Consider the following 16,019-nt stretch of genomic DNA (forward strand, 5'->3'; position numbering starts at 1 on the left):
CCCGGAGCGCCGTCTGGCTGCGCAGCAACGCCTTGGTCGGCATGCAGGCCCAGTACGAGCACTCACCACCCACCAGTTCCCGCTCGACGATCGCGGCGGTCAGGCCGCCCCGCACGACGCGGTCGGCGACGTTCTCCCCCACCGGCCCCGCGCCGATGACAATGACGTCGTACGTGGCGTTCTGCACGTCAGTTCCCCTTCGCGGCGCGGCCGAGGCGGATGGCTGCGATGAGGAAGAAGATAGCGCCGGGGATGGCGTAGCCGATCGCGTTGGTCAGCGCCGGGTTGTCCGCGGAGGCAGCCGCGAAGAACGATCCACCGGCAATGACGGAGATGCCACCGCTAATGATCATCGGCCACTGGCCACCCATCTTGCGGCGGGTGACGCCCACGATCAGCTGAACCAGCCCGGCCACGACCGCCCAGGCGCCCCAGACACGCAGGACCGCCGGGATGCCGGACGCGCCGGCGATGCCCAGGCCCACCGCGGCGAGCAGGCTGATCGCGACGTTCACGTACAGCAGGGTGGGCGATCCGGTGGCCCGCGACGCGCGGACATCGACGATGGCGGCGGCCACGTCGAACAGCGGGTAGAGCACGAGCAGCGCGACGGTGAGGGGGTTGAGGTGCTGGGCGAGTGGAAACGTCACGGCAGCCCAGACGATTGCGAAGGCGAAGCGGCCGAAATACAACCGCCGCAAGACAGCGGCCGTCGTCGAGATGCCGGGAACGGCAAGGGTGGTCATGGTCATCCTCTCGGTGATTCCGGAGCGGAGGGACGCCCAGCGGGTGCGGGCCACCGCCGGGACAAGACGGCGGTGCTACTCGATGTTGGAGAACAGCCCCGTGATCTCCACCTGAGCGCCCTGGAGCCCACCGAAGACGGCGCCGGCAGCGGGCGTCGCGACCGCGGCGGAGGCGTCCTCGTAGCTGGCGAAGTACAGGTCGAGCGTCCGGTACGCGGGAGTAGGCGTGCCGTCCTCCTTCGGCCACACCTTGGCTGACTCGACCCGCTGAACCTTCGGGAATGTCTCCGCGGCCCGACGCACGTCGGCGTAGACCTTCTCGAACTCGACAGGGTCGGCGGGATTACCGATAACGAGGGTGATCTTGGTAGGCATGGCGCTCTCCTTCAGGGACAGCCGCGCACCCGGCTGCGCTAGATGGAACGAACGTTCTGTCCCTGAGAACCGTACCGACCGACACTTCTGCCGTCAAGACCGACCGTTCTATCTGGCCACTATTGATCGAGTTGGGGCTCGCCACTACCTGTGACAGCAGCGCAGGTGCGGCATCCGCGCCCGGTGCGTGCCACGCCGGGCGATTACCCGGCGACACGGGTCATCGCGGCGATCGACCGCCTCGCCTCCGCTTCGGCCGTGGCGGTGTTGGACACGGAGATCGCGTCAGCCGCCGTCCTCGCCACGTGGTTCCGCCCGCGCAGCAGGTGCGCAGGACCGCCGCGTCACGCCTCGGAGTCGCGATCTCCGGACGTCTCCCGTCCGATCGGCGAGGCGGGACCCTCCAGCGGCTGCCCCCGGCTTCGCAGCGCGTCGAGTAGCGCGACCAGGGCCAGCACTCCGGCCACCACGCTCAGCCCGGCCATCGGCGTCCAACGGGCCAACGCCGGCGTGAACAGCAGCAGGGCCACCAAGCCGATCATGGGGGGGTCGGGAAACCCGGCCGAAGATCTCGTACTCCAGCCGCATACGGGCGACGAGGAAGAGCATCGGACCGCCCACCACGAACAGCAGCCAACTGGGCCGCGGCTGCCCGAACGGATGATCGATCACCAGCTCGTAGCCGACCGCCGTGACGAGCACGCTTAGCACGATCAACAGATGCGTCCGTTCCAACACCGCGCCCAGCCGGCCCGGCATACCCGCTCGGCCGAACGCCTGCGTCAACAGCAAACCGGCGCGGTAGAAGTAGATCCGCCAGAGCAGCGCGCTGGTGACGAACGCGACCGCGAAGGCGGCGGCCCGCTCCGCGGAATAGTCCGCGCCGCTGAAGACCACGCCGATAACCAGAATCGACTCACCGAGTGCGATGAGAAACATCTGTTGATAACGGTCCGCGAGATGGGTCCCCTCGATCCGCCACCGACCTACTTTCGACACCCCGAGCCACGGCAGCGGCCAGCCCAGGGCCCAGGCGAGGTAGTCGACGGCGAGTGCGGCAGCCCACAGCGGCAGGCGGAGTCGGTCCGGGCCCAGCGCGCCGGCCAGCCACAGCGGCGCGCTCGCCGAGGCCCACACGGCAAGTCGGATCGGCACCAGCCGTCGCGGGTGGCCACGCAGCGCGGCGGCGATCACCACTGGCCGCACCACCATCACCATCAGGTACGCGGCCGTGAACGGGAGCGCTCGCTCCTCCATGGCGCGTGGCAACGTCACCGCCATGATCAGGCCGGCGAACATGGTGCCGACCACGACGGCTTGAATGATCGGTTGCTCTGGTTCGTAGCGACTGGTGATCCAGGCGGTGTGCGACCAGACCAGCCAGAGCGCCAGAAAGAGCAGCAGGGTACGTCCGAACCCGGTGACGAGCGCCCAGCCAGTGTCATCGCTCAAGGTGGCGAATCGTTGCGAGACCCGGGTGAGGGCAACGACGAAGGCCAGATCGAAGAACAGCTCCAGGAAAGTGGCACGGCCCGAACTGGTGGGAGGGCGCAGCAGCTCGGCACCCCGCCCCGCCGCCATCGTCCGCCTCCGTCCGCCCCGTGTCACCAACGAGCCGGTCGCCAGAGGAGTTGCGTCAGCCCTCATCCCGCCGCAACGACGCCTGGCAAGCGCAGGAGTCGTTCAGAAAGGTGAAATCGCTGGCGTTGGCGCGGTCGCCCCGGTCAGTCGATGCCTTCGATGATGCGGAAGTCGCGCTCGACGCCGTCGGAGAGGGCGACCAGCGCCTCCTGGTAGGCCTCGCTCTCGTGTGCCGCGACGGCCTGTTCGAAGCTGTCGAACTCGATCAGGACGGTGCGCTCGGCGATTCCGGCGTCGTGTGCGACGACTCGACCGCCGCGGGAGAGGACCCGCCCGCCCCCGGCCTGGACGGCTGGAGCGGCCAGCTTGTTGTAGGCAGTCAGCTTCTCAGGGTCTGAAATGGTGCGGTAGGCACTGACCCAGTAGCCCTTGGCCACGGAACCTCCAGTGTTCTTTCCACGATCGGCTGACGGGCTTGACCCGTTTCGAGGGACAGGGGCGCTGCGGTGTCAGGCTACCCGCCGGGCCGTACCGAGTGGGTCGCGGTGGCTACACAGGCCGCTGGCTGAGGTAGCCCAGGCTGCGGCCGAAGGCGTCCGTGCCGTAAAACTCCTGCGAGATCAGATGACCCTCGGACTGTCAATGAACGAATCGAGATTGATTGAGGTGATCTCAGCGGGAATCGGGCAGGTATCGGTGTTCGAAATGGGTCAATACGAGGCTGGCGCGGACGATGTCGCCGACGTCGAGGATCACGTGGGACCAGCCCTCGTCCGCGACCCGCCGCAGGGCGGTGTGTAGGTCCGGGGCCCTGAGCGGACAGGACCGTGATGGCCTCGGCGATGTAGCGGTACGCCGTGGCCCTCGACACGGCGAATCCAGCGCCGAGCAGGGTCTTGTCCCCGCCTTTGCGGAACCAGACCAGCACCATCAGCGCCTGACGAAAGCAGGTCAGCGCCCTGGTGCTCTTTCGGGTGCCGCGGGCGCGGTGTTCGGTGGCCAGCAGCCGGGCAAGGTGGTGCACGAGTTCCCTTGGGGACGTCGAGCATGGCACGATAAGCGATCACGTGGAGTCGGGACTGGTGAAGTAGATTTCGGCAGATCTTCTTCTGCCGAGGACTCCACGCCGAGTCCAGCACCGTCCGCTCTGGACGGTTGGGTCCGTGTCGACGACCCATTTCCGGGCTCCAGCTCCGGCATTGACACTTCGCATCAGAGCTGGCCAGATCGCAGGCCATGCCGCCGTACGCGATCCTGCGTCGCATTCGAAGGGCCGGCCCAATCAGCGTGGGAACGGACCCAGAGGTGACTTGTCGCCTACTGACCACTTGTGACCGAACGGGTCCGTGAAGCCACCTTGACGGTGCGTCCCCCAGGGCACGTGGTGATCCTCGATTCCCGCTCCGGCGATCGCGCCCGCGGCCACGGCGCGCTCGATGAAGGTGTCGGGATCATCGCCGAACACCTCAATGCGGGTGCTCGTGACCCCCGCCTGGCCGGGACTGGTCTCTGTGGGGTTCTCGGGATTGACCTCATGGAGGAAGAAGGCCGCGCCACTGATCTCAAGGCCGGCGACGCCACCAAGGTTCCACAGCTCTGTCGCGCCCAGCGCAGCCTTGTACCAGGCGACCGCAGCGTCAGCATCCGGGACGATCAGCATCACAGAGATCACTGATGGCGAAGCGGACACCGTGTCGCCGGACGGCACGGAACGATCTCTCAGTTCCTCAGTCATACCCACAGCATCCCCGATGTCACCAGCAGCGTCTCCCCAGTCCGGCCCACGGCCAGACTCCACCAGCCCCGAAGACGAGCAGCTCGCGAAGCGTCAGTGCCGTCCAACCCTTTGCTGAGATCACTTCATTGAGGCCACACGCGAACCCGAACTGCAAGGTATTGAGATTCCCCTCCCTGCCGGCGGATTTCCTGGCCGATGACGGAAACACAAACCTATGCTTGCCGCCGACCGCACTGCGGCTCGTCCGGGCCGAGGGACACCCATACAAGGACTTGCGAATGCGCCGGAAGTCTGCTCTGAACAACGGCACTGCTGGCGTCAGCGAACCACCGACCTCTACCGCGGAGGGCGTCGCGCGCCGATCCGCGATAGCCGAGGAACAGGCGTTTCTCGACGTGGCCACGGCCCGGCGCGACAAGCTGGTCGACCAGCTACAGGTCGAGCTTTCGTCGGAGGCGCTGGACGCATTGGCGCTGGCCCGGCAGCGCATGCTCCGCCAGCAGTTCGACGAGCTCCAGCGAGCAGAGGAAGGGCTGGTCTTCGGCCGCCTCGACGGTCTTGACGGCACCGTGCGCCACGTCGGCCGTGTCGGTCTCCGCGACGACGGCGAGGGCAGCGAGCCAGTGCTGGTGGACTGGCGCGCTCCCGCAGCTCGGCCGTTCTACACCGCGACGGCTGTCGACCCACAGGGTCAGGCACGGCGCCGACACATCCGTACGACGGGATCGGTCGTCGTCGGCGTGGACGACGAGCCTCTGGACGGAACCACGACGGCGGAACTCGTCGGCGAAGGCGCTCTCCTGGCCGCCCTCGACCAGCGGCGCACCGGCCGCATGTCGACAGCGATCTCCACGCTGCAACGCGAACAGGACGACATCGTCCGGGCGGAGGCGACCGGCCCACTGATCGTTCAGGGCGGTCCCGGCACCGGCAAGACCGTTGTCGCCCTGCACCGCGTCGCGTACCTGCTGTTCACCCACCGCAAGATGGCCGACCAGGCGGTCCTGGTTCTGGGCCCCTCGCCGCGGTTCCTCCAGTACATCGCCCAGGTGCTACCCGCGCTCGGTGAGACCGACGTCGTCTCGGCGACCTGCGACACCCTGCTGACCGACGTTCAGGTGGGCCGCGACGAGAGCTGGCCTCTCGCCGAGATCAAGGGCCGCGCCCTCTGGCAGCCCGCGCTCGAAAACTACGTCACGTCGCTGCTTCCCCGGCCCCGCGAGCTGAAGCTGCGCTGGGAGGGCGAGTTCTACGTCATCGCAGCCACAACTGTGGCGCACGCCCTCGCCTCGGCGGTGCAGGGACGCCCCTACCACCGCGCCCGCGCGCCGTTCGCCGAGCAGTTGCATCACCTACTCGCCGATGTCGTCGCCGAGCAGCGCGAGGCGCTGATGGACGAGATGGAGGAGGGCTTCGAGGACATCCTCGCTCGCGTCGACAGGGACATGGGGAATGACCACCACTCCGCCCGGACGTCCACCGGCAGTGACATCGACGGGTTGCTCTCCGAGGAGGAGACCGAACAGTTGCGCGATGTCGTATCGCCGAGGACGCCACCATCGCCCGGTTCATCGAGGCATGGTGGCCCACCCTCGACCCGGAAACCCTGCTGGGTGATCTCCTGACCGACCGCACCCTGCTGGCCCGGTTCGCCCCGCAGCTGTCCACCGAGGAGATCACCGCCGTCGCGGCCGAGCCCGCCGGATGGGCATCAAGCGACATTCCCCTGCTCGACACCATTGCCGACCTGCTCGGCGAGGTCGACGCCCCGCAACCACAGGGCGAGTTCGTTGCCGACCGCGCTCGCCGGCAGCGTGGCTGGGTGTACGGCCACGTCGTCATCGACGAGGCGCAGGAGCTGTCCGAGATGCAGTGGCAAATGGTTCTGCGGCGCTGTCCCAGCCGCTCCATCACCGCCGTCGGTGACATCGACCAGGCGGAGGCAGCCCACCGGCACACCAGCTGGGCACAAGCGGTGCGGGCCGTTTTCGGAGACCGCTGGACCGCCGCGGAACTCACCATCTGCTACCGGACCCCGCGCGAGGTCATGGACCTCACCGAACCGGTCTTGAAGAAGGCTGGCAGCCACAACACGCCGCCACGGGCGGTACGCTCCTCCGGCATCGCCCCCTGGGAGCTCACGATCGCACCCGCTGATCTTGCTGGTGCTGCCGCCGAAGCAGTGCGGCAGCTGCAGCAGCGGTGGCACGGCGGCACGGTCGGCGTCATCGCTCCCGCCGACCGCATCGCCGAACTCCTGGCCGTGCTGAGTGATGTGCCAGTGCTCACCGCGACCCAGTCCAAGGGATTGGAATGGGACGCGACGCTCCTCATTGACCCCCAGGGCATCGCCGCTGAGCCGCGCGGTTGGAACGGCCTCTACGTCGCGCTCACCCGATGCACCCAGGAACTCGGACAGCTGATCCTCACGCAGTAGTCGCCACCCCTACTGAAGGGGCTGTCCGCGTCCGGCGTACGTCAGCGCTGGTGGCGGGAGCCGAGCCGGCCCAGGCGAACGAATCCGTTGACAACATCATCGGCACCTCAATACGCTTAACAGGTCCGTTAAGTGAAGGGGGACGGTTCGGGTGGGTGGCACCGATCAGCTCAGCGCGGTGTTCTCGGCGCTCGCCGACCCGACTCGACGCGCGATCCTCGCCGAGCTGGCCGAACGCGACGCCACGGTCACCGATCTGACCGCTTCTTTCTCCATCTCGATGCCAGCGGTGTCCCGGCACCTGAAGGTGCTCGAACGCGCCGCGCTCATCTCGCGATCGCGGTCGGGCAAGTGGCGCGAGAGCCGCCTCGAGGCTGCCCCGCTGCGCGAGGCGGCCGACTGGATCGAGCACTACCGGCGGTTCTGGGACTCGTCCCTCACCCGCCTCGATGCCCACCTTGCCGCGGTGCAGGCCGCCGGACGGGCAACGGATCAGATGGCCGACGACACCCGGGAGCTCGAATGAACGCCGAAACTCCGCAGCTCGTCATCTCTCGCGTGTTCGACGCGCCACGGAAGCTCGTCTACCAAGCCTTCATCGACCCTGACCACCTGGCGGCGTGGTGGGGCCCGATCGGCAACTCACTACCGCGCGACGAGATCGAGTTCGACGTACGCCCCGGGGGCTTTCAACGGTGGACGGAGGTCAATGCGGCCACACCCGACCTTCGCGTCCACGTCCACGTCGACCTCACCGACGTCGCCGACGGCGAACTGCTCGAAGGCGTCATGCACGTCAGTGGCCGGCTGCAGGAGGGCATCGAGCCGTTCGAGACGAGGTTGCGGGTCGAGTTCCACGACGAATCCGACGGGCGGACGCGACTGGAGATCCGCCAGTGGCTGCCCGAGCACCTGACACAGCCCAGCGAGGAGGGTTGGCGCCAGGCGTTCACCAAGCTGGACGCCGCGTTGGCGAATGTCCAGGTCCTTGCAGCTGATCATTGAGGGGTAGAGGCATGGCGAAGCTGATCTACGTGAACAACGTATCGCTTGACGGCTACATCGAGGACGAAAGCGGCGCGTTCAACTGGTTGCCGATGGACGATGAGCTATTCGTGCTCTACACCGACCTCCTTCGGTCCGTCGGCACGTTCCTCTACGGCCGGCGCCTGTACGAATCGATGGCCCACTGGGAGACCAACCCGGCTCTGGCCGCGCAGTCTGACCTCACGGCCGACTTCGCGAGCGTCTGGAAGGCGGCGAACAAAGTCGTCTACTCGACGACCCTCGCCGCGGTGTCAACTGCCGACACCCGACTCGAACGCCGTTTCGACCCCGCCGCGGTACACGAACTGAAGGCGACGGCCAGCAGCGATCTCACCGTAGGAGGTGCCAACCTCGCGGCGCAGGCTTTCAAGGCCGGGCTGGTCGACGAGTGCCAGCTGTTCATCTGGCCCGTTGTCGTCGGCGGGGGCAAGCCAGGGCTGCCGACCGGCACACGCACCAACCTTGAGCTGATCGATCAGCGCCGATTCCGAAACGGCGTCGTACACCTCCGCTACCGCCCTCTCGGGCAGTGAACGACAGCCCTGCCCGATCGCCGGCGCTGGCATCACCGGCGGAGCGCTGACGACCGGTTCGGCGGAGGGTTTCCACAGGCCCTGACCTGTGGAAACCCGCTCGCGGTCGGAACGGCCGGCCTACCGCGGTACGGCACGGAACCACGCCTCCCGGTCGCCCGGGTCCGGTCCGCGCCGGGGCAAGGTCGGCGGGTCCTCGCCGGTGACCGGCGCGTAGTGGTCGAAGGTCGTGGTCAGGACAGCCTCCCCGCCGGTGAGGTCGGGAAGAGCGGCGACGACCTGCGGCACCCGGGAGGACGGCAGGGTGCCGCTCACCTCGAGGTAACCGCCGGCGACGGCGGTCTCGTGGACCACCCCTCCCCGCCTGACGAGCAGCGCCAGCACCGCCTCCACCGCGTGCTGGGGAAGGTTGACGTCGAACCGCTCGATCGGCTGGCACACCCGGGCACCGGCTTGGCGCAGCGCCGCGGCGACCACGACCGGGGCGAGGTTGCGGAAGTCCGCCGCCACGGTCGAGATGGACTTGTCGAACTTCTGATGCGGCCTGCTCTGTCGCGGGAGGTACCGGGAGGCCGTCATGGTTACCACACAGTCGGTGACTGGCCAGCCGTGCTGACCCTGCCGCAGCGCGGCCCGCACGCCCTCCTCCGTGACGGCGACGAATGCCGGTGGCAGCCGGCCGGGTTCGACACCGGGACGAAAGTCGATGCCGTGCCCGACCGGGGCGGCCTCGATCCGTAGCCCGAGCCCGGCCAGGTACGGGTTGCCGCGCTCGTGCACCCGCTCCTCGAAGGCTCCGGTGCCGACGACCCGCTCGATGCAGGCCGTCAGCGTGCCGGAGAAGCGCACCCGGACGCCGTACCGGTCCTCCAGGAGGGCGGCCAGCACCTCCTTCTGGACCTCCCCGTGCAGACGGATCACCGCCTCCGCCTGCTGCTCGTCGAGCCGCAGGTCCACCAGCGGGTCCTCGTCGGCCAGCTCGGCCAGGCCGGCGAACATCGCCAGGCGCTGCTCCGGATTCACCGGCTCGACGACCGCCTGCCGGGTGGGCGGCGGAAACCGATAGCCGTGCCGCCGAGGCGGGTCCCCGATGTGCTGGCCGATCCGGGCCGAGACGCCACGCACCGCGGCAATCTGACCGGCGGACACCGAGGGGCGCACCAGCACGCCTTCGGGCTCGATGACGGCGATCTGGGTCACCGTCTGCGGGCGGGCCCCGGCCAGCTGCACCCGATCTCGCACCCGCAGACGGCCGGACCACAATCGCAGCCAGGCCCGCCGGCCGTGGCCGTCCCGATCGACGGCGAAGACCGTGCCCGCCAGCGGACCGTCCCGCTGCTCGCCACGCGGCAGCAGGTCGGCGAGGAGATGGCACAGCTGCCGTACCCCTGCTCCGGTGATCGCCGAACCGCACGCCACCGGGGTGAGCTCGGCGCGGCGCACCGCGTTCCGGATCGCACGGCGGACGTCGCGGATGCGTACCGGCTCGTCTGTCAGCCACCGCGCCGCCACCGCGTCGTCGACCTCCGCCACCGCCTCCAGCACCGGTTCGGCGTCGAGGCCGACGGCCCGCACCCGGACGTCGCGCCCGATCTGGCCGGTGACCGTGGTGAGCAATACCGGACGCGCCCCGAGCCGCTGGCGTACCTGGGTCAGCACCCGGTCGACGTCGGCGCCGCGGCGGTCCACCTTGTTCAGGAAGAAGACCGTCGGTACACCGATGCGGCGCAGCGCCCGCCAGATGGCGACGGTCTGCGGCTGGACCCCCTCGACGCTCGACACCACGAGCACGGCGGCGTCGAGCACTGCCAGCGACCGCTCGACCTCCGCGATGAAATCCGGATGGCCGGGGGTGTCCAGCAGGTTGATGCTCAGATCACCGATGGCGATCGACGTGACGGCCGCCCGAATGGTGATGCCGCGCCGGCGCTCCAGCTCCATCGAGTCGGTCCGTGTCGTGCCGGCGTCGACGCTGCCCAACTGGGACACGGCGCCTGCCTCGTAGAGCAGGCGCTCGGTCAGGCTGGTCTTGCCGGCGTCAACATGGGCGACGATTCCAAGGTTCAACAATGCCAAAGCAGAACTCCACGGTAGGACGGTCAAGGGTCCGGAACGTGGAAGCTGCTCGCATTGTCACTCCTCGTCATGGTCGTTGTGGCCGACGTGCTCCACCGGGGTGCAGCGGTGCGGCGTCTTGAGGTTCGCACGTCCGCTGCGACCGCCGCCACCGAATTCGATCGCGGCACCGCCACGGTCGGCCCCGCGCATCAGGCCGTGTCGACCCGCCACAACCCCTGGCGTCGCCGTGCCGCCGCCTGTGCGTCGGCACTCGGGTGGACCGCTACCCCGTACCATCGGGCATCAGGTAGAGCGGCTGTCGTGGCGTGGGCGGCGACAATCAGGGCAGGGCACGACGCCGTGCCGGCGACGCGAGCTTCCCGGCGTACCGACGTTTCGCAGCAACTCCAGAACCCGTTTGCTGGATCGGGTGTCCAGCGCGCCGGTCGGCTCGTCCGCTGCCCACCATGTCCGGACGGGTGATCAGCGCGCGGGCGACCGCGACTCGCTGCTGCTGGCCGCCGGAGAGTTCGCTGGGGCGCCGCCCGCCGTACTCGCTGATGCCGACAGTCGCCGTTCACCCCGACCTACCGCAGGCTGAGCGAGGACCCCCGCTGGACCACGCACGCGCTGGCCGGCGGCCACAACCTCATGCGCGACGCCCCGGACGAGCTGGCGAGGATCCTGAGCGACGTCGCCGCGTCCCGCTGATCGGCGCCTCCGCCGGCGCCGCCGGGAGACGCTCGCCGAGGCGTACCGCTGGAGTCCCCCAGAGCACCAGCGCGCCCAGGCCCGCACCCGATCCGCCGGCGCGGACCCGGCGACCTGCTGCGTCGACCGTACGGCAGAGCCCAGCTGCGGGCGACCTAAGGGGCCGGCTGCAGACCCGTGAACGGGAAGATCCACTCCGGGTGGGCTGCGGAGATCACCTGCACACAGGCATCCTCGATGATCGTCCTTACCGGATGATCATCGGGGTTACGGGGCGTTCGCTTGGCAGGATTCAGGATTGGGAGGCTACCTGGGGCAGGTGCCGGGCAAGTTCGGCGCGCAGGACGCCGGTCGCGGGCCTAAGCAAGCCGACGCTGACCGTGTAGACAGGCTGTCCCGCACGGAGCCGTGGACGAAGTGTCGTGGCAGACGGCACGACCGCTGCGGGGAGCAGAGTGACCTCAAGGACGGCGAACGGACCAGGACGGCGGACCATCGCCGACTGGATGGCCTGCCACGGGAGAACGGCCATCCGCCCCCGCTCGGCGAGCCTCAACGCCGGACCGGTTACGTCGACAGATGACCAGTTCCTTCGGTGCAGGGCGAGCGAGAAAGCGCTGAGGAGGACGGCGTAGAGGACGCCTGACGCGACGATGTTCGTCAGGTCGGCAGGCGGCCGCCCAGCAACGAGTGATAGGACGACTTGGACAAGAGCCCAGGCCAGCAAGCCGATCACCAGCCTGAACAGGAACATGAGGCGGGCGGACGTACGGAACATCGTCCCGTCGCTTGCGTCCATGAAGGGCCCTCCCGTCGACCGATGCAGCCGACTGTAGAGCAGCCGATCACCTCGGCTGCGGCGCAGGCGTCGGATGAGTACCTGCCGACGATCCGGCCCCACCAATCCGGCCTCGCCGGCACCAGTCCTTGACGACCGGCCATGCCCTTTACCCCGACCAGATGGTTCAGCGGTCACACTTCCGAGATGGAGGTCGGGTCACGAGACATCCCTTAGCGATCCCTGGGGCTGGACGATCTGAACGACGAATCGCCGGTGGCCACGACCGGCTCGCCGCACGGAAACGCCGTCGCCCAACCGGAGCTGGCGCGAAGCGCGGCCACCGCCGCCCGGGCTGCCTCCGGGCTGGGGGCAGCAAGGGCCGCCCCGGCGATCTGGCGGCACTCGTCCAGGGTGTGCGCGGCCAGGGACTCGTGCACCGCCGGAATGCTGCGGGGCGCCATGGACAGGCTGGTGATGCCCAGGCCTGCCAGCACCAGAGCGAAGTTGGGATCCGCTGCGGACTCTCCACACACGCCAACTGGCTTGCCCGCCTCGACGCCGGCTGCCGCGCAGGAGGCGAGGAGCGCGATCAGCGCGGGCTGCCACGGGTCGAGCAGGTCAGCGAGGTCGCCGCACATGCGGTCAGCGGCGAACGTGTACTGGCTGAGGTCGTTGGTGCCGATGCTGAGGAAGTCCGCGTGGCGAAGCACCTGGCTGGCACGCAGGGCAGCGGCCGGCACCTCGATCATCACGCCGGCGGTTGGCAGGCCGTGCTCGCGGCAGGACTCGGTGAACGCGGCCGCCTCCGCCGCCGTGGCGACCATCGGCGCCATCACCCACACGTCGGCGTCCGCCGCCGCAGCCGCCGTCGCGATCGCGGCCAGCTGCGTGGTGAGTACGGCGGGTGTCTGCCGCGCGACCCGCAGGCCGCGGATGCCCAGCGCAGGGTTGGGTTCATCGGCCAGACGCAGGAACGGCAGCGGCTTGTCAGCGCCGGCGTCGAGGGTGCGTACGACGATCTTGCGGCCGGGCAGCGCGGCGAAGACGTCGCGGTACGCGGCGACCTGCTCTTCGTGCGACGGCGGGTCGCTGCGGTCGAGGTAGAGCAGCTCGGTGCGGAACAGGCCGACGCCTTCCACCTCGCCGGTGAGGTCGCGGGCGGAGCCGATGTTGGCCAGTAGCGCGATGGGATGGCCGTCTGCGGTCCGCCCCGGGCCCTGGGAGCGGGCGCGGCGTTCGATCTCCGCGAGTCGGTCCGCGTTGACAGTGGTCACCGTGTCGGCGGAGACGCCGGCCACCACGACGCCGCTCGCCCCGTCGAGAGTGGCCAGCGTGCCGTCGGTCACGTCCAGGATGCCCGCGCAGCGGACCACGGCCGGGATGCCGAGTGTCCGGGCCAGGATCGCGGTGTGGCTGGTCGGGCCGCCCTCGGCCGTGACCAGGCCCAGCACCAGGGCCGGTTCGAGGCCGGCGGTGTCGGCGGGCGCCAGGTCGCGGGCGATGAGCAGGTACGGGTGGCCAGGGTTCGGCACGCCCGGCATCGGCAGCCCCAGGCACGCGGCGACGAGGCGGTCCCGCAGGTCGTCCAGGTCGCTGACCCGCTCGGCGAGGTACCCGCCCGCGGCTTCGAAGGCGGCCCGATGCACGGCGAGCACGTCGGTGATCGCGTGCGGCGCGTCCGCACCGCCGTCGATGGCGATGTCGGCCGCGTCGATGAGCGTCTCGTCCTGCGCCATCATCACCTGGGCGCGCAGGACCTCGGCGGCGGTCGCGTCCAGGGCGGTGTCGGCGCGACGGGTCAGGTCGGCGGCGACGGCGAGGACCGCTTCCCGCACGGCCGCCTTCTCGGCTGCGGGATCAACGGTCTCCGCCAACGGCGGCAGGGCCGGCGGCGGAGCCAGCCGGTAGACCGGCCCCGCCGCACCGCCAGGGCTGGCCGCGATTCCCCGAAGTTCACGCATCGACGGCATCCAGATCACGTTCGAGGAGGTCGGCCAGGGTGTCGACGGCGGCCTGCGCGCCGTCGCCGTCGGCCTCCAGGGTGACCTCGGTGCCCTTCCTGGCGCCGAGCGACAGCACGGCGAGCATGCTGCGGGCCGGCACGGGTTTTTTGTCGCCGGTGCGGATGGTGACCAGCACCGGCTGCTTCGCCGCTTCGGCGACGAACAGCGCCGCCGGGCGGGCGTGCAGCCCGCTGGCGGAGCCGACGAGGACTGTTCTGGTGGGCAACGGATCCTCCTACGGTTCGATCGTCACCTTGATCGCTTCGCCGCGCGCCACGATGCCGAAGGCGTCGAGGGCGCGGTCGAGCGGCAGGCAGTGGGTGATGAGATCGGCGACCGGCACGGAGCCGTTGGCGATGAGTCGCAGCGCCTCCTTGTTGTGTTCCGGGCTGGAGCCGTTGGCACCGACGATGGTCAGTTCGCGGTAGTGCACGAGGTTGGAGTCCAGGGAGATGACCGGCTTGTCCTTCGGCAGGCCGCCGAAGAAGCTGATCCGGCCCTGCCGCGCGGTCATCTGCACCGCCTGCTCCTGGGCGGCGCCAGCGGCCGTGGCGGTAATGACGACGTCGGCACCCCGGCCCTCGGTGAGCTTGAGCACCGCGTCGACGACGTCGGTCTCGGCGCCGCAGATCGCCGCGTCCGGCTGCACCAGGTTGGCGGCCAGGTCGAGGCGTTCGCGGTTGAGGTCGACGAGGAGCACCCGGGCCGCGCCGCGCGCCCGGGCCAGGCGGACATGCAGGCAGCCGATCGGCCCGGCGCCCACGACGACCACGTCGTCGCCCTCCCCCACACCGGCGAGGTTCTGGCCGTTGAGGACGCAGGCGAGGGGCTCGGCGACGGACGCCTCGGCGAAGCTGAGTCCCTCGGGGATCCGGTTGAGCCCGTCGACGGCGAGGACGTTGTGGGGCACGACCACGTATTCGGCGAACCCGCCGTCGAAGTGGTATCCCATCGACACCTGGTTGGGGCACACGGTCATCCGGCCGCGCTGGCACTCGGCGCACGTACCGCAGGGGATGGCGGCGATGACCTGGACCCGGTCCCCCGGCCGCCAGCCCGTGACGTCGTCACCGACTTCGGTGATCTCGCCGGCGATCTCGTGGCCCATGACGCGCGGCGGGGCGATGTGGTGGTGGCCGAAGCGGGAGATCTTCACGTCGGTGCCGCAGGTGGAGCATGCGCGGACGCGGATCTTCACGTCGGCGGGGCCCGGCGTGGGCTCGGGCGCGTCCTCGATGCGGACGTCACCGGGTGCGTGGAATCGGACAACCTTCACGAGGGGTTCCCTTCGAGGATAGCGATCACGTCATCGGCGCTCGTCGACTCTCGTAGCCGCTGCGCCTGCGCCGGGTCCATCAACACCGAGGCGAGTTGGGCCAGGATGTCCACGTGCCCGTCGCCGGCCGCGGCGATGGCGACACAGACCCGCACGTCGAAGCCGTCCCAGTCGACGCCGTCCGGGAAGCGCAGCACCGCGAGGGCGTCGCGCTGGACCGACTCCTTGCTGTTCAGCGTGCCGTGCGGGATGGCGACGCCCTCCCCGATGTACGTGGAGACGCTCCGCTCGCGGGCGAGCATCGCGTCCACGTACGCCGGGGCGACCGCGCCGACCTCGACGAGTACCGCGCCGCAGCGGCTGATCGCTTCGTCCCGCGATCGGGCCCGCTCGTCGAGCCGGATCGCGTCACGGGCCAGCAGCTCAGCCACTCAGCTCACCACCGCGCTGTACCGCGTTCACGACCCTGGTGACGGCCGGGTCGCCGATGAACACCTGGATCGGCACGATCACCTTGTCGGGGGCGCTGACCCGGGCCCGCGCGGCGAGCCCCTGGTGGCAGATGACCACGTCTGCGTCCGCCGGGATCGAGTTGACCGGGGTGTGCTCGACGGTCACCGCATTCTTCGCCAGTTGCCGCCGAAGTTGGCTGGCCAGCATCACGCTGCTGCCCATGCCGGCGTCGCAGGCGACGACGACCTTCTTGATTTCGGTGCCGTTGATGGTGGGCATC

At 69.4% G+C, this 16,019-nt stretch carries 19 protein-coding genes and 3 pseudogenes; 6 read left to right on the forward strand and 16 right to left on the reverse strand.

From position 1 onward, the window contains the following. The 5 genes from AB0J68_RS03285 to AB0J68_RS03305 form a co-directional block, all read right to left on the reverse strand. A partial coding sequence (locus AB0J68_RS03285; protein WP_363935849.1) for an FAD-dependent oxidoreductase occupies nucleotides 1-187 on the reverse strand: 187 nt, incomplete at its 3' end. 1 nt (nucleotide 188) lies between these two features. Further along, nucleotides 189-746: a hypothetical protein gene (locus AB0J68_RS03290; RefSeq protein WP_354855642.1), complete on the reverse strand. Its 558-nt coding sequence runs from the start codon at nucleotides 744-746 to the stop codon at nucleotides 189-191. 75 nt (nucleotides 747-821) lie between these two features. Further along, nucleotides 822-1,121, reverse strand: coding sequence for a hypothetical protein (locus AB0J68_RS03295; protein ID WP_363935852.1), 300 nt, complete (start codon nucleotides 1,119-1,121; stop codon nucleotides 822-824). Between the two features lie 285 nt (nucleotides 1,122-1,406). Beyond that, a complete protein-coding gene (locus AB0J68_RS03300; protein WP_363935854.1) occupies nucleotides 1,407-2,702 on the reverse strand; it encodes a low temperature requirement protein A in 1,296 nt (431 codons plus the stop codon). A 143-nt stretch (nucleotides 2,703-2,845) separates the two neighbouring features. Further along, nucleotides 2,846-3,139: a DUF1330 domain-containing protein gene (locus AB0J68_RS03305; protein ID WP_354855645.1), complete on the reverse strand. Its 294-nt coding sequence runs from the start codon at nucleotides 3,137-3,139 to the stop codon at nucleotides 2,846-2,848. A gap of 187 nt (nucleotides 3,140-3,326) precedes the next feature. On the opposite strand from AB0J68_RS03305, the gene AB0J68_RS03310 reads away from it, so the two are divergent. Beyond that, entirely contained in the window at nucleotides 3,327-3,503 is a 177-nt protein-coding gene (locus AB0J68_RS03310) for a hypothetical protein (RefSeq protein ID WP_363935881.1), read from the forward strand. Nucleotides 3,504-3,570: 67 nt separating this feature from the next. Here AB0J68_RS03310 and AB0J68_RS03315 read toward each other — a convergent pair. Both AB0J68_RS03315 and AB0J68_RS03320 read right to left on the reverse strand, forming a co-directional pair. Then, a pseudogene (locus AB0J68_RS03315) lies at nucleotides 3,571-3,633 on the reverse strand (hypothetical protein); the annotation flags it as partial. A gap of 351 nt (nucleotides 3,634-3,984) precedes the next feature. Further along, entirely contained in the window at nucleotides 3,985-4,437 is a 453-nt protein-coding gene (locus AB0J68_RS03320) for a VOC family protein (RefSeq protein WP_354855647.1), read from the reverse strand. A gap of 128 nt (nucleotides 4,438-4,565) precedes the next feature. Here AB0J68_RS03320 and AB0J68_RS03325 point away from each other — a divergent pair, with 128 nt between their 5' ends. Further along, the gene (locus AB0J68_RS03325; RefSeq protein ID WP_363935856.1) at nucleotides 4,566-6,065 is read left to right on the forward strand and encodes a UvrD-helicase domain-containing protein; all 1,500 of its coding nucleotides are present in this window, start codon (nucleotides 4,566-4,568) and stop codon (nucleotides 6,063-6,065) included. An 86-nt stretch (nucleotides 6,066-6,151) separates the two neighbouring features. Here the strand turns inward: AB0J68_RS03325 and AB0J68_RS03330 are convergent, their stop codons facing one another. Then, the gene (locus tag AB0J68_RS03330) at nucleotides 6,152-6,274 is read right to left on the reverse strand and encodes a hypothetical protein (RefSeq protein ID WP_355065925.1); all 123 of its coding nucleotides are present in this window, start codon (nucleotides 6,272-6,274) and stop codon (nucleotides 6,152-6,154) included. On the opposite strand from AB0J68_RS03330, the gene AB0J68_RS03335 reads away from it, so the two are divergent. The 4 genes from AB0J68_RS03335 to AB0J68_RS03350 all read left to right on the forward strand — a co-directional run bounded on the left by AB0J68_RS03335 (nucleotide 6,263) and on the right by AB0J68_RS03350 (nucleotide 8,457). After that, nucleotides 6,263-6,877 carry an ATP-binding domain-containing protein gene (locus tag AB0J68_RS03335; RefSeq protein WP_355065923.1) on the forward strand — a complete coding sequence of 205 codons (615 nt, stop codon included), beginning with the start codon at nucleotides 6,263-6,265 and terminating at the stop codon, nucleotides 6,875-6,877. The genes AB0J68_RS03330 and AB0J68_RS03335 overlap by 12 nt on opposite strands. Nucleotides 6,878-7,028: 151 nt before the next feature. Then, nucleotides 7,029-7,403: a metalloregulator ArsR/SmtB family transcription factor gene (locus tag AB0J68_RS03340; RefSeq protein ID WP_355065921.1), complete on the forward strand. Its 375-nt coding sequence runs from the start codon at nucleotides 7,029-7,031 to the stop codon at nucleotides 7,401-7,403. Next, nucleotides 7,400-7,882: an SRPBCC domain-containing protein gene (locus tag AB0J68_RS03345; RefSeq protein WP_355065919.1), complete on the forward strand. Its 483-nt coding sequence runs from the start codon at nucleotides 7,400-7,402 to the stop codon at nucleotides 7,880-7,882. The genes AB0J68_RS03340 and AB0J68_RS03345 overlap by 4 nt, the downstream gene beginning before the upstream one ends. Nucleotides 7,883-7,893: 11 nt before the next feature. Then, entirely contained in the window at nucleotides 7,894-8,457 is a 564-nt protein-coding gene (locus AB0J68_RS03350; RefSeq protein WP_363935860.1) for a dihydrofolate reductase family protein, read from the forward strand. 120 nt (nucleotides 8,458-8,577) lie between these two features. Here the strand turns inward: AB0J68_RS03350 and AB0J68_RS03355 are convergent, their stop codons facing one another. The 8 genes and pseudogenes from AB0J68_RS03355 to AB0J68_RS03390 form a co-directional block, all read right to left on the reverse strand. Next, the gene (locus tag AB0J68_RS03355; RefSeq protein WP_363935861.1) at nucleotides 8,578-10,527 is read right to left on the reverse strand and encodes a translation factor GTPase family protein; all 1,950 of its coding nucleotides are present in this window, start codon (nucleotides 10,525-10,527) and stop codon (nucleotides 8,578-8,580) included. Nucleotides 10,528-10,905: 378 nt separating this feature from the next. Further along, nucleotides 10,906-11,089: pseudogene (locus AB0J68_RS03360) on the reverse strand (ATP-binding cassette domain-containing protein); the annotation flags it as partial. A gap of 429 nt (nucleotides 11,090-11,518) precedes the next feature. After that, nucleotides 11,519-12,025 carry a hypothetical protein gene (locus tag AB0J68_RS03365; protein WP_354855654.1) on the reverse strand — a complete coding sequence of 169 codons (507 nt, stop codon included), beginning with the start codon at nucleotides 12,023-12,025 and terminating at the stop codon, nucleotides 11,519-11,521. Nucleotides 12,026-12,363: 338 nt separating this feature from the next. Further along, a pseudogene (gene ptsP, locus AB0J68_RS03370) lies at nucleotides 12,364-13,968 on the reverse strand (phosphoenolpyruvate--protein phosphotransferase); the annotation flags it as partial. After that, the gene (locus tag AB0J68_RS03375) at nucleotides 13,961-14,236 is read right to left on the reverse strand and encodes an HPr family phosphocarrier protein (protein WP_354855655.1); all 276 of its coding nucleotides are present in this window, start codon (nucleotides 14,234-14,236) and stop codon (nucleotides 13,961-13,963) included. The gene AB0J68_RS03375 and the pseudogene ptsP, both read right to left, overlap by 8 nt. Before the next feature lie 9 nt (nucleotides 14,237-14,245). Further along, nucleotides 14,246-15,286, reverse strand: coding sequence for a zinc-dependent dehydrogenase (locus AB0J68_RS03380; RefSeq protein WP_355065913.1), 1,041 nt, complete (start codon nucleotides 15,284-15,286; stop codon nucleotides 14,246-14,248). Then, nucleotides 15,283-15,717 carry a PTS sugar transporter subunit IIA gene (locus AB0J68_RS03385; protein ID WP_355065911.1) on the reverse strand — a complete coding sequence of 145 codons (435 nt, stop codon included), beginning with the start codon at nucleotides 15,715-15,717 and terminating at the stop codon, nucleotides 15,283-15,285. Before AB0J68_RS03385 ends, AB0J68_RS03380 begins: the two co-directional genes overlap by 4 nt. Further along, a complete protein-coding gene (locus AB0J68_RS03390) occupies nucleotides 15,710-16,018 on the reverse strand; it encodes a PTS lactose transporter subunit IIB (protein ID WP_354855658.1) in 309 nt (102 codons plus the stop codon). Before AB0J68_RS03390 ends, AB0J68_RS03385 begins: the two co-directional genes overlap by 8 nt. Between the last annotated feature and the right edge of the window lies 1 nt (nucleotide 16,019).

Source organism: Micromonospora sp. NPDC049580 (assembly GCF_040675595.1).
In the GTDB taxonomy this organism is placed as follows: domain Bacteria; phylum Actinomycetota; class Actinomycetes; order Mycobacteriales; family Micromonosporaceae; genus Micromonospora.

Bases quoted from the DNA above. Each gene is read 5' to 3' on its own strand.
- AB0J68_RS03300 (WP_363935854.1), bottom strand. From the start codon at position 2,702: ATGGCGGCGGGGCGGGGTGCCGAGCTGCTGCGCCCTCCCACCAGTTCG.
- AB0J68_RS03310 (WP_363935881.1), top strand. From the start codon at position 3,327: ATGACCCTCGGACTGTCAATGAACGAATCGAGATTGATTGAGGTGATC.
- AB0J68_RS03365 (WP_354855654.1), bottom strand. From the start codon at position 12,025: ATGGACGCAAGCGACGGGACGATGTTCCGTACGTCCGCCCGCCTCATG.
- AB0J68_RS03390 (WP_354855658.1), bottom strand. From the start codon at position 16,018: ATGCCCACCATCAACGGCACCGAAATCAAGAAGGTCGTCGTCGCCTGC.
- AB0J68_RS03295 (WP_363935852.1), bottom strand. From the start codon at position 1,121: ATGCCTACCAAGATCACCCTCGTTATCGGTAATCCCGCCGACCCTGTC.
- AB0J68_RS03345 (WP_355065919.1), top strand. From the start codon at position 7,400: ATGAACGCCGAAACTCCGCAGCTCGTCATCTCTCGCGTGTTCGACGCG.
- AB0J68_RS03290 (WP_354855642.1), bottom strand. From the start codon at position 746: ATGACCACCCTTGCCGTTCCCGGCATCTCGACGACGGCCGCTGTCTTG.
- AB0J68_RS03320 (WP_354855647.1), bottom strand. From the start codon at position 4,437: ATGACTGAGGAACTGAGAGATCGTTCCGTGCCGTCCGGCGACACGGTG.
- AB0J68_RS03350 (WP_363935860.1), top strand. From the start codon at position 7,894: ATGGCGAAGCTGATCTACGTGAACAACGTATCGCTTGACGGCTACATC.